This window comes from Streptomyces purpurascens (assembly GCF_045040895.1).
Lineage (GTDB): Bacteria > Actinomycetota > Actinomycetes > Streptomycetales > Streptomycetaceae > Streptomyces > Streptomyces purpurascens.
The window spans coordinates 2,885,569-2,901,422 of record NZ_CP108341.1 but is presented as its reverse complement, the minus strand read 5'-3'; the positions used below and the strand labels follow the sequence as shown (position 1 = coordinate 2,901,422).

Genomic DNA, 15,854 nt, shown 5'->3' with positions numbered 1-15,854 from the left:
CAGAACTTGTGTCCTACCTGTGAAGGCTTGTCAGTGGCACCACAGACATCAGCAGCCGAACGTGTGGACCGTCGTCGTCCGGTACGTCTGCCCGGGCCGCAGCACCGTCGACGGGAACTTCGGCTTGTTCGGCGAGTCCGGGAAGTGCTGCGTCTCCAGGCAGAGCGCGTCGCCCTGCCGGTAGGTGCGGCCGGACGGGCCGGTCAGCGTGCCGTCGAGGAAGTTGCCGGAGTAGAACTGCAGGCCCGGCTCGTTCGTGGCGATCTTCAGGGTGCGGCCGGAGGCCGGGTCGCGCAGGGTGGCGACGTGCTCGGGCCGGGCGGTGAGGCCCTTGTCGAGGACCCAGTTGTGGTCGAAGCCCTTGGCGGTCACCAGCTGGGGGTGCGCGACGCGGATGTCCCGGCCGATCGGCTTGGCACGGCCGAAGTCGAAGGGCGTGCCGGCGACCTTGGCCAGCTCGCCCGTGGGGATCAGGCCCGCGTCGGTGGGCGTGTAGCGGGAGGCGGCGATCTGGAGCTCGTGGTCCTCGATCGTGCCGCTGCCCGCGCCGGCGAGGTTCCAGTAGACGTGGCTGGTGAGGTTGACGACGGTGGCCTTGTCGGTGGTGGCCTCGTAGTCGATGCGCCAGTCGCCGTGCCGGGTGAGCGTGTACGTCACCTTCGTCTTGAGCGTGCCCGGGTAGCCCATCTCGCCGTCGACGCTCGTGTAGTACAGGTGCAGACCGACGTCGGAGCCCTTGGTGAACGGCTCGATGTCCCACACGCGCTTGTCGAAGCCCTTGGCACCGCCGTGCAGGCTCTGCTCACCGTCGTTGACGGAAAGCTGGTAGTCCTTGCCGTCGAGGGTGAACTTGCCCTTGCCGATGCGGTTGCCGTAGCGGCCGATCAGGGCGCCGAAGTACGGGCTCTTGGCGACGTAGTCCTCGACGTTGTCGAAGCCCGCGGAGACGTTGGCGTAGCGGCCGCGGCGGTCGGGGATCTCCAGCGACTGGACGATGCCGCCGTAGGAGAGGACCTTCAGGCGGGTGCCGCCGTTCTCGAGGGACCAGCTGTAGATCTTGGTGCCGTCGGCGAGCTTGCCGAAGAGCGTCTTCACCGGCTTCCTGCCTCCCGTGGCGTGCGCCGTGCCGCCGAGGGTGGTGGCGGCTATGCCCGCCGCCGCTGCTCCGGCGATGACCGTGCGTCTGTTCAGTTCCATGCGTGCGGCTCCCGTATAAGGAGAGGGCCCCGCCTTCCCGGCGGGGCCCCGATCTGACTTACGAACCGACCTTGCGCTTGTTCCACACGTCGAACCCGACCGCCGCCAGCAGGACCAGGCCCTTGATGACCTGCTGCCAGTCGGTGCCGATGCCGACGAGGTTCATACCGTTGTTCAGCACGCCCAGGACCAGGCCGCCGATGATCGCGCCGAGCACCGTGCCGACACCGCCGCTCATCGACGCACCGCCGATGAACGAGGCCGCGATCGCCTCCAGCTCGAAGTTGAGGCCGGCCTTGGGAGAGGCCGCGTTGAAGCGGGCGGCGAAGACCAGACCCGCCAGGGCCGCGAGCATGCCCATGTTCAGGAAGACCAGGAAGGTGACCTTCTTGTCCTTCACACCCGACAGCTTGGCCGCGGGCAGGTTGCCGCCGATGGCGTAGATGTGACGGCCGATGATCGCGTTGCGCATCACGTAGCCGAAGCCGACGAGCAGCACGCCCAGGATGAGCAGCACGATCGGGGCGCCCTTGTAGCTGGCCAGCAGCATCGTCAGCGTCAGCACGGCGGCGCCGATCGCGACCAGCTTCAGCAGGAACAGCTTGGCGGGCGGGACGTCCAGGTTGAACTCCTGCTGCCGCTTGCGGTCACGGACCTCCTGGAAGATCACGAAGGCGATCATCGCGAAGCCCAGCAGCAGGGTCAGGTTGTGGTAGTTGGTCGTCGGACCGACCTCGGGCAGGAACCCGTTGGCGACCTTCTGCAGGCCCTCCGGGAACGGGCCGAGCGTCTGGCCCTCCAGGAAGATCTCGGTCAGACCGCGGAAGATCAGCATGCCCGCCAGGGTCACGATGAACGACGGTATGCCGCCGTACGCGATGAAGAACCCCTGGATGGCACCCGCGACCGCGCCCACGGCCAGGCACAGCACCACGGCGAGCAGCCACGGTATGTCGTGTTTGACCATGAACACGGCGGCCATCGAGCCGACGAACGCCGTCAGCGAGCCGACCGAGAGGTCGATATGGCCCGCGATGATGACCAGCATCATGCCGATCGCGAGGATCAGGATGTAGCTGTTCTGCAGCACCAGGTTGGAGACGTTGCGCGGCAGCAGCAGGTCGCCGTCGGTCCACACGGCGAACAGGACCACGATCAGGCCGAGGGCGAACAGCATGCCGTACTGCCGCATGTTGCGGCGCATACCGTCCAGCATCAGCTGCAGCAGTCCGGTGCCCGTGGCCTCCCCTCCCTTGCCGGTCGGCGCCGGGGCCGGCGTCTTGGCGGTCACGTCCGTGCTCATCGGGATACCTCTTTGTCCTTCGTCATCTGACGCATCAGCGATTCCTGGGAGGCCTCGGCCTTCGAGAACTCACCGGTCAGCCGCCCCGCGGCCATCGTGTAGATGCGGTCGCACATGCCGAGCAGTTCGGGCAGCTCGGAGGAGATGAAGACGACCGCCTTGCCCTGGGCGGCCAGCTGGTCGATGACCGTGTAGATCTCGTACTTGGCACCGACGTCGATACCGCGGGTCGGCTCGTCCAGGATCAGCACGTCCGGACCCGAGAAGATCCACTTGCTGAGGACGACCTTCTGCTGGTTGCCGCCGGACAGCTTGCCCACCGGCTCGAAGACGGTCGGCGCCTTGATGTTCATGGACTTGCGGAAGCCCTCGGCGACCTGGCGTTCCTCGTGCTCGTCGACCACACCGCGCTTGGCGACCTTGCCCAGGGCGCTCAGCGAGATGTTCCGGTTGATGGTGTCGATGAGGTTCAGGCCGTAGTGCTTGCGGTCCTCGGTGACATACGCGATGCCGTGCTTGATCGCCTCGGGGACGGTCTTGGTACGGATCTCGGTGCCGTCCTTGAGGACCGTGCCGGCCGCGTACCGGCCGTACGTCCGCCCGAAGACGCTCATCGCCAGTTCGGTGCGGCCGGCGCCCATCAGGCCCGCGATGCCGACGATCTCGCCGCGCCGCACCTGGAGCGACACGTCGTCGACGACCTTGCGCTGCTGGTCGATCGGGTGGTGCACGGTCCAGTCCCGGATCTCCAGGGCGGGCGCCACGCCCTCCTCGGGCTGGTGCGGCGACCGCTCCGGGAAGCGGTTCTCCAGGTCGCGCCCGACCATGCCGCTGATGATCCGGTCCTCGCTCGTCTCCGCCGCCTTCACATCGAGGGTCTCGATGGTCTGGCCGTCGCGGATGATCGTCACCGAGTCGGCGACCTTGCGGATCTCGTTGAGCTTGTGGGAGATGATGATCGAGGTGATGCCCTGCTTCTTCAACTCCAGGATGAGATCCAGGAGTTTGCCGCTGTCCTCGTCGTTCAGCGCGGCGGTCGGCTCATCCAGGATGAGCAGCTTCACCTTCTTCGACAGGGCCTTCGCGATCTCCACGAGCTGCTGCTTGCCCACGCCGATGTCGGCGACGCGGGTGTCCGGGTGGTCGGAGAGACCGACCCGGCGCAGCAGTTCGGTGGCGTGCCGCAGGGTCTCGGTCCAGCTGATGATCCCGCGGGTGGCGTGCTCGTTGCCGAGGAAGATGTTCTCCGCGAGGGAGAGGTAGGGCACCAGGGCCAGTTCCTGGTGGATGATCACGATGCCGCGCTCTTCGCTGGCCCGGATGTCCTTGAACTGGCAGACCTCTCCCTCGAAGAGGATGTCGCCCTCGTAGGTGCCGTGCGGGTGGACGCCGGAGAGGACCTTCATCAGGGTCGACTTGCCGGCGCCGTTCTCCCCGCAGATGGCGTGGACCTCGCCCTGCCGGACGTTCAGCGTGACGTCCGAGAGCGCCTTGACGCCGGGAAAGGTCTTGACGATCGAGCGCATTTCCAGGACGGGTCCCGCCATGGTCGTGCCTTCCAATCAGTGGTGAATCGTCGGTCGGTGGCGGGGACTACTTGACGTCGCTCTCCTTGAGGTAGCCGGAGTCGATGAGCTCCTTCTGGTAGTTGCTCTTGTCGACGGCGACCGGCTCCAGCAGGTAGGCCGGGACGACCTTCGCGCCGTTGTCGTAGGTCTTGGTGTCGTTGACCTCGGGCTTCTTCTTGTTGAGCAGCGCGTCGACCATGTTCGAGGACACCTTGGCGAGCTTGCGGAGGTCCTTGAAGACGCTCATCGACTGCTGGCCGGCGATGATCGACTTCACCGAGGCGACCTCGGCGTCCTGGCCGGTGACGATCGGCAGCGGCTTGGCCTTGGAGCCGTAGTCGTCGGACTTCAGCGCCGACAGGATGCCGATGGAGATGCCGTCGTACGGGGAGAGGACCGCGTCGACGCGCTCGCTCTTGTAGGCCGAGGTCAGGATGTCGTCCATGCGCTTCTGGGCGGTGCCGCCGTCCCAGCGCAGGGTGGTGACCTGGTTGAGCTTGGTCTGGCCAGAGCGGACGACGAGCTGCTTCTTGTCGATGTAGGGCTGGAGGACCTTCATCGCGCCGCCGAAGAAGTAGCGGGTGTTGTTGTCGTCGTTGGAGCCGGCGAACAGCTCGATGTTGAAGGGGCCCTTCTTGGAGCCGTCCTTCAGGCCGAGCTTCTCGACGATGTAGCTGCCCTGGAGCTCGCCCACCTTCTCGTTGTCGAACGACGCGTAGTAGTCGACGTTCTTCGAGCCGAGCATCAGGCGGTCGTAGGAGATGACCGGGATGTTCGCGTCCTTGGCCTGCTGGAGCACGTTGTTCATCGACTTGTTGTCGATGGCGGCGATGATCAGCGCCTTGACGCCCTGCGTGATCAGGTTCTCGACCTGTGAGACCTGCTGGTCCGGGTCGTCCTCGCCGTAGACCAGCTTGGTCTTGTAGCCCTTGGACTCCAGTTCCGTGACGACGTTCTTGCCGTCGGCGATCCAGCGCTCGGAGGACTTGGTCGGCATCGCGATGCCGACGGTGCCTCCCTTGGCGTCTCCTTCGCTCTCCTTGGCGCCGCCCTCGCTGTTCTGGCCACAGGCGGACAGGGTCAGGGCGAGGGACGCGGCTCCGGCTATGGCGGCGAGAGCGGCTCTGCGGTTACGCATATTGATCATCCTTGATCTGTGTGCAGGGCTCGGTCTGGGAGGCGCGAAGTCGCTCCGGGTGGTCGTGCCGGAAAGACCGAGAAGAGATGTGTCGGATTGTGGTCGGCTGTGTCTTCTTTTGTGAAGCCGAGTTTCCGGAACGTTATGCCGAGATTTCGAACCGTTGTAGATCGCCCGGCAGTCGGGAGCCGAGCGGCGCCATGTCGCCGTCCGCCCCGTGGCGCGCCAGGAGGTCCAGGGCGAGCCGGCCGCGCCGCACGCGTTCCTTGGCGGTGGCCAGGGTCAACTCCCGCATGTGGTGCCCGTAGGGGTAGATCCCGGGCGCCTTCGAGAGGCCGAACTTCAGGTACAACGGGGCGCCGCGCCGGATGAGTTCGGCGACCTCGTACATCCGGATGTAGCCGCCGAGGTCGTCGGGAGCCTCGATGTACATGTCCATCGGAGCGCCGGACACCCGGCGGATCTCGGTGAGGTGATCGAGCGTCAGGTCGCTGGGCACGTTGACCGAGTCGGCGCCCAGCTTCTCGTACACCGCGTACGCCGCCGGGTTGACCGGCCCGATGAGCGCACTCACCTTGAGGGTCGTGTCGGCCGGGATGATGCCGGCCGCGCGCGCCCGATGCAGGGTCCACAGCACGCCCTCGTCGGCGACGAGCAGGCACTTGACGCCCAACTCCGTGGCCCGGACGGCGTCTTCGACACATCCGGCGACGGCGTCGTGGCCGCGGGCTCTGAGGCCCGCGCCGCGCGAGTCGGTCCGGGTCGAGCCGCCGATGTCCCAGGTGCCGCGCGGGCCGGTGAACAGGCAGAGCTCGATGTCGCGTTCGGCCGTCGACTCGACCATCTCGGTGATCTCGGCGTCGGTCAGCATCCAGATGCCGCTGCCCTGGCTGATCCGGTGGATCGGCACGTCCAGTCGCGAGGCCTCCTTCAGGACCACCGCCAGCGCCTCGGGACCCTCACAGGAGGGGATCTCGGTGCGCCAGCGGCCGCCGCCGGGGAAGGAGTGCGGCGAGGCATCGGCGGGGTCGAGGGCGGGCGCCTTCAGGCCGAGGCCGGCGAGCGCCTGCTCACCGGGCCTGCGGGCTGCCGTGGCGGAAGCGTCGGTCACAGGAAAGTCCTTCGGTTCGATATTTCGGACGAGGTTCGCGGCTCTGGGTACGGCAAGGCGAGGTCGAGGTGGGGTACGCCGGTACGGGAGCCGTCAGGTTGCCCCCGTACCGGCGTACGTCTACGGGCGGAGCAACACCTTGCCCACCTTCGGATCGCCGGCTCCCACCAGCTCGATGGCCTGCGAGAACTCGGTGAGCGGCAGCTCGTGCGTCACCAGCGGCAGCGGATCGAGCAGACCGGCGGCGAACACCCGCACCGTGTGCGACCAGGCGTCCGGCGGAGCACCGAAGACGGTGTGCACCTCCAGCTGCTTCACGACGAGGTCGGTCGGGTCGAGGCCGTCGGCACCCGACGCCGGGATACCCGTCAGGACCAGCCGGCCGCCCCGCCGGAGCAGGGCGGCGGAGATCCGGGCGGCGTCCGCGGACCCGGCCGTCTCGATCACCACGTCGATGTCGTCCGGGAGTTCCTGGTCCTTCGTCCGGAAGTCCGTCGCGCCGTACTGCCGCGACAGCGCCTCGCGGTCCCGGCGGGTGCCGACGACCAGGAGCTCGGCGGGCGAGTTCGCCTTCAGGAACTGCACGGCGAACATGCCGAGGGTGCCGGTGCCGACCACGGCGACCCGCTCGCCCGGCTGGGCGTTCGCCTTCAGCGCGGCGGCCGCGATACAGGCGGCGGGCTCCAGGAGGGCCGCGGCGGTGAGGTCGCAGTCGTCCGGGAGGGCGTGCAGGAGACGGGCCGGAAGCGTCAGCGTGGCCGCCATCGCGCCCGGTTGGGTGAACCCCGTCTCCTCGTAACCGGCCGTGCACAGCGTCGTGTCGCCCGCGTGGCAGCGGTCGCAGACCTGGCAGTTGCGGAAGCCCTCGCCCACGACCTTGCGGCCGACGAGCGACGCGGGGACGCCCGCGCCCACCGCCTCCACCGTCCCGGACCACTCGTGGCCCGGGGTGAGCGGGTAGCGGACGTAGCCCTCGGGGCGGTTGCCCTGGTAGACCTCGCGGTCGCTGCCGCAGATGCCGGACGCGTGGACCCGGACCAGCGCCTCGCCGGCCTCGGGCCGCCGGGGCTCGTGCGGGACGAGGCGGTGCTCGCCCGGGGCGTCGATGACTACCGCGGTGCTCACGTGGCTCCTCCGGTTTTCGAAGGTTTCGGTTGCCGGTTCCGGGTTTCCGGGGGCCGGACGGTCACTGGCTGCCCTTGGGCTTGCGCTGCTCCCAGCCCTCCGCCCAGAGGTCGAAACGGGCCTGCTGCTGCGGGAACTCGGCAGCGGCGTCCACGTCCAGCTCGACACCCAGTCCGGGGGCGTCGGAGAGGTGGAAGCAGCCGTCCTCCGGGTTCACCTGCGGGGCGCCCTTGACGACCTTCTTGATCTCCGCGTCCGCGAAGTCGTTGAAGTGCTCCAGGATCTTGAAGTTCGGGGAGGTGAAGCCGACCTGGAGGGAGGCGGCGGTCAGGACCGGGCCGCCGACGTTGTGCGGAGCCACCAGCACGTAGTGCGTCTCGGCCGTCGCCGCGAGCTTCCTGGTCTCCCAGATTCCACCGATATGGCCGACGTCCGGCTGGATGATGTCGACGGCCTGGCTCTCGAACAGCTCGCGGAACTCGATCCGGTCGTGGATGCGCTCACCGGTGGCGACGGGCATGTCGACCTTGGCCGCGACCTTCTCCAGCGCCTTGAGGTTCTCCGGCGGGACCGGCTCCTCCAGCCATGCCGGGTTGAACGGGGCCAGCTCCCTGGCCAGGCGTACGGCCGTGGCGGGGGAGAAGCGGCCGTGCATCTCCAGCATCAGCTCGGCCTCGGGGCCGATGGCGTCCCGGACGGCCTCGATCAGGGAGACGGCGTACAGGGTCTGCTGGTGGTCCAGCTCGAAGTGGCCCGTGCCGAAGGGGTCGATCTTGAGCGCCCGGTAGCCGCGCTCCATCACGCCCTGGGCGGCCTTGTGGTAGGCCTCGGGTGTCCGCTCCGTGGTGTACCAGCCGTTGGCGTACGCCTTGACCTTGTCGGTGACCTTGCCGCCCAGCAGCTGCCAGACGGGGACGCCGAGGGCCTTGCCCTTGATGTCCCAGCACGCCATCTCGATCACGGCGATACCGGACATCACGATCTCGCCCGCGCGGCCGTAGTCGCCGTACTTCATCCGCTTGACGAGGTCCTCGACAGCGAAGGGGTCGGAGCCGAGAATGTGGTTGGCCTCGGCCTCCCTCAGGTAGCCGAGAAGGGCGTCGGTGTGTCCCAGCATCCGGGTCTCGCCGACTCCGGTGATTCCCTCGTCGGTGTGCACCTGGACGTATGTCAGGTTGCGCCACGGCGTCCCGACCACGTGTGTGCTGATTCCGGTGATGCGCACGGCGGTTGTCCCTCGCAGCTTCGTCGGCTCAGTTCCGTCAGTCATTCAGTTCAGTTCGACGTGTTCGAGATTTCGGCACACGTTCGAAATGCTGGCGTGACAGTAAGGACGGGGTGGTCGGAGTGTCAATGGGTCGCGCGCATAACGGTTTCGACAGTTTCGAAACCAGGGGTGAGGCGTGTCCGTGCAGAACCTTCACAGCTGGATCTAGGAACGTGACCGGCGCGGAACTTAATCTTCCCGCGTCATGGACTACTGCGACCCGTGCCGACGGCACCTCAACGGCGCGCTGGCGTGCCCGGGGTGTGGCACCTCGGCGGATGCGCTGCGCTGGAGTGAGCGAGAGTATGACGCTGTGTCCGAGGGGGACGAAGGCGTTCACGGCGGCGATGAACGCGACGACCATGAAGAGGTCGATGAGCCGGTGGGGCGTGCTGCTCGCCGGCGTGGACGCGGGGGTGGGCACGGGCCGGTGGCCGAAGGTCCGGGTGGGTCGAGCAGGCGGGACCGGAAGGCCGCGGCACATCGCCGCCGGCGGCGCCGGGCCCTGTTCGTCGCGGCGGGGTTCGTGCTCGCGGCGGGTGGGCTGAGCCTCGCGGAGCTGGGCATGGACGCACCGAAGTCGACGTCGAAGCCGGCGGAGGCCGAGGGTGAGCCGGCGGAGGCGGGCGAGACGGTCCGCCCTGCGGGCGACACGCCTGGGGTCGAGGGAGCGTCGAGGTCCCCTTCCTCGGGGGCGTCCGACTCGCCGTCGGCTTCCACATCCCCGAAGGACGAGAAGTCGAAGGTTCCTGAGCCGACCCGGTCTCCCGCGGCGGAGGCGTCTCCGAGCCGCCCGGCCTCGGCCCCTACGGCCGCCCCTCCGGCACCGGCACCGACACGAACCGCGGATCCGACGACCCCGGCTCCGACGCCGGAACCGTCGCCGACGAAGACGTGCAACCGCTTCCTGTGGTGGTGTGCGTAGTCGTCTGCGCGGTGGTGGTGGGTCGGGGCCGTGTCGGGGGGTGTCCGTCCTCGGAACGGCGCGATGGGGTTGGACGCCGACTGACTGGCGTTGACGCGCCAACCAGCTGCGGGCGGACACCCCCCGACACGTCCCCTTGCGTAGTCCCCCCCCGCCGCTGCGGGCATGCGTGCCGCTAGGGGCGGCACGGGTGGGCGCAGCGGCACCCCGCTACGCCGGGCTGCGCACCCAGCCAGCCTCAGCAGCGACGCCGAGTACTGAACTCCGGCCGCCCGTCACACAGCCCCCAGCATCCCCCTCAGCGCATCCCGCAACGCCACCCTCTCCCCCTCGGAGAGCCCGGCCAGCGGCTCCCGGGCGAACCGCAGGGACTCCCGCAGACTCCGAGCCACCCGCCGCCCCTCACCCGTCGCCGCCGCCACCTTCACCCTCCGGTCCGCGGGATCAGGCTGCCGCTCCACCAGCCCCCGCGCCTCCAGCCGGTCCACGATCCCCGTGACGTTGGACGGCTCGCACTTCAACCGCTGGGCAAGCCTCCGCATGGGCAGCGGCTCGAGGCACAGCAGGCTCAGCAGGCGTGCCTGCGCACCGGTGAGGGAGTGTTCCGCCGCCGCCTCCTCGTAGTCCTCGTGGAACCGGGCCACGACCTCCCCGATGAGCTCGACGACCTCGAGGGTCAGCGGATCGGGGTGGCGGGAGTCCGGGGTCGGTGTGGTGGAAACCATGGGATCGAGGGTACCCGGTTGTTTGACAACCTGAAATATTCAGGAGCATGGTTGTTTCAGTTACTGAAACATCTGCTCGAGCCAGTGAGGACAGGCGCATCATGACCGACACCCCCACCCTCCCCGCCGTCAGCCGCGAGTGGCACCTGGCGAGCCGCCCCGTCGGCTGGCCGAAGCCCGAGGACTTCGCCTTCGTCGAGGCGGAGGTTCCGCAGCCGGGCGAGGGGCAGGTCCTCGTGCGGAACAAGTACCTCTCCGTGGACCCGTACATGCGTGGCCGCATGAGTGACGCGAAGTCCTACGTCGCCCCGTTCGAGCTGGGCAAGGTCATGCAGGGCGGTGCCGTCGGCGAGGTCGTGGCCTCCAATGTCGAGGGGCTGGCCGTCGGGGATCACGTACTGCACTTCCTGGGGTGGCGTGAGTACGCCGTCGTGGCCGCGAAGAACGCCGTCAAGGTGGACCCGGACGCCGCGCCGCTGTCGACGTACCTGGGTGTGCTGGGCATGACCGGTCTCACCGCCTACGCGGGCCTGCTGCGCACCGCCTCCTTCAAGGAGGGCGACACCGTCTTCGTGTCCGGCGCCGCCGGTGCCGTGGGCGGCCAGGTCGGGCAGATCGCCAAGCTGAAGGGTGCCTCGCGGGTCATCGGGTCCGCCGGGTCCGACGAGAAGGTGAAGCTCCTCGTCGAGGAGTACGGCTTCGACGCCGCCTTCAACTACAAGGACGGGCCCGTGGGCCGGCAGCTGCGCGAGGCCGCCCCGGACGGGATCGACGTGTACTTCGACAACGTGGGCGGTGACCACCTGGAGGCCGCCCTGGGATCCCTCAACGAGGGCGGGCGGATCGCCATCTGCGGGATGATCTCCGTCTACAACACCACCGAGCCCGTCGCCGGTCCGAAGAACCTCGCCCGGCTGATCGCGACCCGCGGCCGTATGGAGGGCTTCCTCGTGAGCGATCACTACGACCTTCAGCCGGAGTTCGTGCGCGAGGTCGCCCCCTGGGTCGCCTCCGGTGAGCTGAAGTACCGCGAGACGGTCGTCGAGGGCATCGAGAACAACCTCGAGGCGTTCCTGGGCGTGCTGCGCGGTGACAACACCGGGAAGATGATCGTCAAGCTCTGACGCCTTCTGTTGGTTTTCGGCATGCGGTAAGTTTTTTCCGAATCCGCTCGGCCCGGGCGCGAGCCGCGGCGGACGAAATGAAGGAACACAACCTCATGCCGATCCAGCAGTCCGACGTCCTGTACACCGCCGTCGCCACCGCCGAGGGTGGGCGCGACGGGCGGGTGGCCACCGATGACGGCCGGCTCGACGTCGTCGTCAATCCGCCGCAGGTCATGGGTGGCAGTGGCGCCGGAACCAATCCCGAGCAGTTGTTCGCCGCCGGCTACAGCGCCTGCTTCCAGGGGGCCCTGGGTGTCGTCGCCCGTGAGACGGGTGCCGACCTCACCGGGTCGACCGTCACCGCCAAGGTCGGCCTCGGGAAGAACGGGGACGGGTTCGGGATCATCGTCGAGATCTCCGCCGACCTGCCGAAGGTGGACCGGGGTGCCGCACGGTCGCTCGTCGAGAAGGCGCACGAGGTGTGCCCGTACTCGAAGGCGACCCGCGGGAACATCACCGTGACGCTGGTCTGACTCAGTCGTTGCGTACGCGGAGGCCGCACCCTTGGACGTGGGGTGCGGCCTCCGCCCGTGCCCGGGGTCAGTGGGCGAGCGCCGCCCTGTGGATCGCGAGCGCCAGGCGGTTGTTCTCCGGGGCCGCCCCGCCGGGGAACGCGAACCGGCGCCGTGTGTAGCCGTAGGCCAGGCCGCTCCACGGGTCCGCGAAGGACTGCGAGCCGCTCGCGCCGCTGTGCCCGATCGTCCCGGCGCCGAGGAACGGGTGCCACGTGTCAGCCGTCGTCTGGAAGCCGAGGCCGAACGACTTGTGGGCACGTGCCACCAGGTCGTAGCCGACCGAGTGGAGCTGGCCGAACTCCGCCACCGTGTCCGGCTTCAGCAGCGCCGCCTGCTCGCCGACCCCGCTGATCGCCGCCGCGTACATCCCGGCCAGGCCCCGCGCGGACGCCACTCCGCCCACCGACGCCGGGCCCTTGGCACGGATCAGCGGCATGTTGGGGAGCGAGGCCAGGTCGGTCGGTTCGCTCGCGTTGCGGTTGAAGGCGATCGAGGTGAGTGTGTGCGGGCCGGTCGGGGTGGCGTCGAGGAGGGCCTGCTGGTCCGGGGTCGGGATCATCGGCTGGGTGGTGCGGAAGCGGGGTTCCTGGGGCGCCGGCAGGCCGAGGTGGAAGTCCAGGCCGTACGGGGTCCGGACGCGCTCCTGGTAGATCTCCTGGAGCGTGCGGCCCGTGGCGCGGCGTACGACCTCGCCGGTCAGGGCGCCGGCGACCAAGGCGTGATAGCCGAACGCCGTGCCGGGGCGCCAGAACGGCCGCTGGTCGGCGAGGCGTTCGGCGAGCTGCCGGTCGTCGGCCAGCTCCGCCAGGCTGAAGCCGGTGTCCGTGCCGACCACGCCCGCCCGGTGCGCGAGCAGATCACGCAGGGTCAGCTCTCCCTTGCCCTCGGCCCCGAACTCCGGCCAGTAGTACGTCACTTTGCGGTCCGGCTCGAGCGTGCCGTCCTGGACGAGGAGAGCCACGACCAGGTAGCCGGCGCCCTTGGTGGACGAGAACACGCCGTAGAGGGCGTCCGCCTCGGTCCCCGCCCACAGGTCCACGACCTTCCGGCCCCGCACGTAGGCGCACAGCTGGCCCTCGTAGTCGGGCTGTTCCCCGGCCACGAACGCGGCGAACTCCTCGCGCACCCCCTCGAAGCCGTCGGCTACGGTGCCGTGGATCTCTTGCGTCATCCGTTCTCCTCATCTGAACCGCTGTGTGCCACTGTGAACAATGCCCTCGCCACCTGCGGGAATTCCCCCTTCGGGTGGTCCCTGAAGAGGGGTTCGGTGCCGAACAGGACCGTCCTGCCGCCGCTGACCACCGACGCCTGTCCCGCTGCCGCCGCGGGGCCGCCGGTGCCGTCCGGGAGCGGGCGCCAGTGTCCGGAGACGAGCGGGTTCCCGATCGCGTACGACTGCTCCTCGCGCACACCGGGTCCGAGGTCGGTGAACCACAGCGGGGCGTAGACGAAGGCGTGAGCGGGAGCGTCGTGCGTGAGACGGCCCGAGTTCACCGTGCGTACGACGCCGTTGGCGTCCGGGTTGCCCTCGACCGGCTTGACGGCCAGCAGGTCCGCCGCCCCGTTCAGGGCCGCTCCCGTCGCGCCCCGGCCGACCAGGCCGTGACCGTCGAGGAAGGCGTCCAGGGCCTTGCGGGCGGGGGCGGTGAGCAAGGCGTGGTCCAGGCCGGCGGAGACGAACAGCACGTCCGTGCCGGACCAGTCGAAGCCCGCGTTCAGGACGGCCGTCGAGACCGGTGTGACGTCGAAGCCCATCTCCCGCAGGGCGAACAGCTCACCCGGGGTGACGGCGGCGGCGACGCGCAGGCGGTGCAGGGGCGTTCCGCCCTTGAGCCGCGTGGCCGTGAAGGCGACGTCGTGCGTGCGGGCGGCGGTGAGCGCCTCGCGGCGTGCCGACGCCGGGACGATCGCGCTGCCGTCCGGTGCCTGCCGGACCGGGACCCCCTGCCGGAGGAGGGAGTTGAGGGCCGCGATCTCGCGCGGGTCGGTCAGACGCAGGCGCAGGGTGCCGTGCGCGGGCACGTGGGCGACGGGTGCGGCCTCGGCGACCGGGCGCAGGGGCGCGCCCCGCAGGCTGCCCGAGGTCACCCGCTCGACCGTGGCGCCCCACAGCCGGCCCAGGCTCCAGCCGGAGATGTCGTACATCACCGACACCTTGTCGCTGATGTCCCGGCCGTCGGCCAGCAGGACGTTCGCCATGCCGCGCTTGGGCTGGTGCAGGTCGACGACGTACGAGCCCTCGGGGTAGGTCCGTCCGCCGAGGCGGAAGGGGCGGGTGGCGCGGGTGACGCGGACGTCGTTGGCGAGGAGGTGGTCGACGAGGCGGGCGGCGGCCGGGGCCGAGCGCTGGGTGCGGGAGTCGCCGGGCGGGATGACGTAGGCGCGCGGGAAGTCGGTCGTGTAGACGTCCTCCGGGCCGATGCCGGGGACGCCGGGGACCGTCTTCGGTGAGACCGGCACCTGCGGGGCGCCGGCCGCACCGCGGCGGAAGGTCTCGATCTGGTCGGCGACGAGGGTGGTGCGGTGCTCGCGGACGTGGTTCAGGGTCGCGCGGACGGCGGCGCCCGCCACGGCCGTGTTGATCGCCGAGCGGCGGCGCAGCTCCGGGACGGGGAGCGTGTCGTACTCCTCGTTGTTCACCGCCAGCGGGATCTCCACCGTGTGGGCGGCCACCGTGCCGTGGAAGGCCGCGTACTGCGGGGTGAAGATCGGCGGCCAGTCGTCCCAGCCCTCCTCCTGGTCCCGGAACGGGATCTGGGCCGGCTCCACACCGTCCTTCGCGGGCGTGTAGCCGAGGGCGTTGACGGCGGACTCCATGCCGAGGGCGTTGGCGTAGGAGTTCTTCAGGAAGAGGTCGTACTCGTAGTTCTCGCCGTGCGGGGGAGTGGTCGGCTCGATGAGCGTGCCGTTGACGTAGCCGTGCAGATCGAGCAGGACGGCCGGCTGCTTGTCCAGCTCGATCTGCCGCATCGCACGGCTCTCGGGCTGGGAGGCCGTGACGAAGTCGCGGTTCAGGTCGAAGCCGTTCGCGTTGGCGCGGGTGCCGGCGATACGGCCGTCCGGGTTGGCGGTGACGTTGAAGTACAGGCGGCTGTGCGCGAGGAGGTCCCTGGTCTTGGTGTCCTTGGCCGTCGCGAGCTGCTCGATGACCTTCAGGGAGGCGTCCGTGCCCTCCCACTCGTTGCCGTGGATGTTGCTGTTGACGAAGACCGGGGCCTTGTACGTCCGCTTGATCTCGCGGGACTTCGCGGCGGACGCGGGCGCGTTCTCGATCAGTTCGCGCATCCGCTCCTGGGCGCGGGCCTGGCGGGTGGTCTCCGGGGCGGTGACGGTGACCAGGTAGAGGCGGTGGCCGCCGGCCGAGCGGCCGGTCACCTCCACACTGACGCGGTCGCCGAGGCGTTGCAGGGCGTTCAGCTTCGGGGCGATCGCGTGGTACGGGGTGAGACCCAGCTTCAGGGACTTGTCGCCGGGGTTGCGCGGGTCGGGGGAGAGGACCTGGCGGCGGGGGTAGCCGCGGGTGGTGGTCGTGGGGCCGGTGGAGGTCTCGGCGGTGAGGGCGCGCCTGGCCGCGTCGGCGGGTGCCCGGGCCGCGCGGTCGTCGACGGCGGCGCCCTCCCGGGTGACGGGCTTCGGGTCCGCGCCGGCGGTGTGGGGGGTGAGCAGGAGTAAGCCCGCCGTCGCGAGGCTGAGGGTGACGATCAGTACAGGTCTCGCGGGAACGGTTCTCGTGGTGCGCACGCGTACCTCCTCGGGCTTCCTGAGATCGGTACGGCGAGGTGTACCGGTTCGACTCAACGGCAACAAGAGCGCG

At 69.3% G+C, this 15,854-nt stretch carries 12 protein-coding genes; 2 read left to right on the top strand and 10 right to left on the bottom strand.

The window, feature by feature from the left end; translation table 11 throughout:
- Positions 1–48 precede the first annotated feature (48 nt).
- The 8 genes from OHU35_RS13260 to OHU35_RS13225 all read right to left on the bottom strand — a co-directional run bounded on the left by OHU35_RS13260 (position 49) and on the right by OHU35_RS13225 (position 10,359).
- Positions 49–1,197 (bottom strand): aldose epimerase family protein, encoded by a 1,149-nt coding sequence (locus OHU35_RS13260; RefSeq protein WP_189724952.1) that lies wholly within the window; start codon positions 1,195–1,197, stop codon positions 49–51.
- Positions 1,198–1,255: 58 nt separating this feature from the next.
- Entirely contained in the window at positions 1,256–2,500 is a 1,245-nt protein-coding gene (gene mmsB, locus OHU35_RS13255; protein WP_189724951.1) for a multiple monosaccharide ABC transporter permease, read from the bottom strand.
- A complete protein-coding gene (gene mmsA, locus OHU35_RS13250) occupies positions 2,497–4,047 on the bottom strand; it encodes a multiple monosaccharide ABC transporter ATP-binding protein (RefSeq protein ID WP_189724950.1) in 1,551 nt (516 codons plus the stop codon). The genes mmsB and mmsA overlap by 4 nt, the downstream gene beginning before the upstream one ends.
- A 46-nt stretch (positions 4,048–4,093) precedes the next feature.
- Positions 4,094–5,206 carry a multiple monosaccharide ABC transporter substrate-binding protein gene (chvE, locus tag OHU35_RS13245; protein ID WP_359896083.1) on the bottom strand — a complete coding sequence of 371 codons (1,113 nt, stop codon included), beginning with the start codon at positions 5,204–5,206 and terminating at the stop codon, positions 4,094–4,096.
- Positions 5,207–5,348: 142 nt separating this feature from the next.
- Positions 5,349–6,317, bottom strand: coding sequence for a hypothetical protein (locus tag OHU35_RS13240; RefSeq protein ID WP_405505354.1), 969 nt, complete (start codon positions 6,315–6,317; stop codon positions 5,349–5,351).
- 120 nt (positions 6,318–6,437) lie between these two features.
- On the bottom strand, positions 6,438–7,442 hold the full coding sequence (locus OHU35_RS13235) for a zinc-binding dehydrogenase (protein WP_405505353.1): 1,005 nt from the start codon (positions 7,440–7,442) through the stop codon (positions 6,438–6,440).
- A 61-nt stretch (positions 7,443–7,503) separates the two neighbouring features.
- On the bottom strand, positions 7,504–8,667 hold the full coding sequence (locus OHU35_RS13230; protein ID WP_184592226.1) for a mandelate racemase/muconate lactonizing enzyme family protein: 1,164 nt from the start codon (positions 8,665–8,667) through the stop codon (positions 7,504–7,506).
- 1,242 nt (positions 8,668–9,909) lie between these two features.
- Entirely contained in the window at positions 9,910–10,359 is a 450-nt protein-coding gene (locus tag OHU35_RS13225; protein ID WP_359896289.1) for a MarR family transcriptional regulator, read from the bottom strand.
- 101 nt (positions 10,360–10,460) lie between these two features.
- On the opposite strand from OHU35_RS13225, the gene OHU35_RS13220 reads away from it, so the two are divergent.
- A complete protein-coding gene (locus tag OHU35_RS13220; RefSeq protein WP_189724945.1) occupies positions 10,461–11,483 on the top strand; it encodes an NADP-dependent oxidoreductase in 1,023 nt (340 codons plus the stop codon).
- 95 nt (positions 11,484–11,578) lie between these two features.
- Entirely contained in the window at positions 11,579–11,998 is a 420-nt protein-coding gene (locus tag OHU35_RS13215) for an organic hydroperoxide resistance protein (RefSeq protein ID WP_189724944.1), read from the top strand.
- A 67-nt stretch (positions 11,999–12,065) separates the two neighbouring features.
- On the opposite strand, the gene OHU35_RS13210 is transcribed toward OHU35_RS13215, so the two are convergent.
- On the bottom strand, positions 12,066–13,211 hold the full coding sequence (locus tag OHU35_RS13210) for a serine hydrolase domain-containing protein (protein ID WP_405505352.1): 1,146 nt from the start codon (positions 13,209–13,211) through the stop codon (positions 12,066–12,068).
- Positions 13,208–15,781 (bottom strand): M14 family zinc carboxypeptidase, encoded by a 2,574-nt coding sequence (locus OHU35_RS13205; protein WP_405505351.1) that lies wholly within the window; start codon positions 15,779–15,781, stop codon positions 13,208–13,210. The genes OHU35_RS13210 and OHU35_RS13205 overlap by 4 nt, the downstream gene beginning before the upstream one ends.
- Between the last annotated feature and the right edge of the window lie 73 nt (positions 15,782–15,854).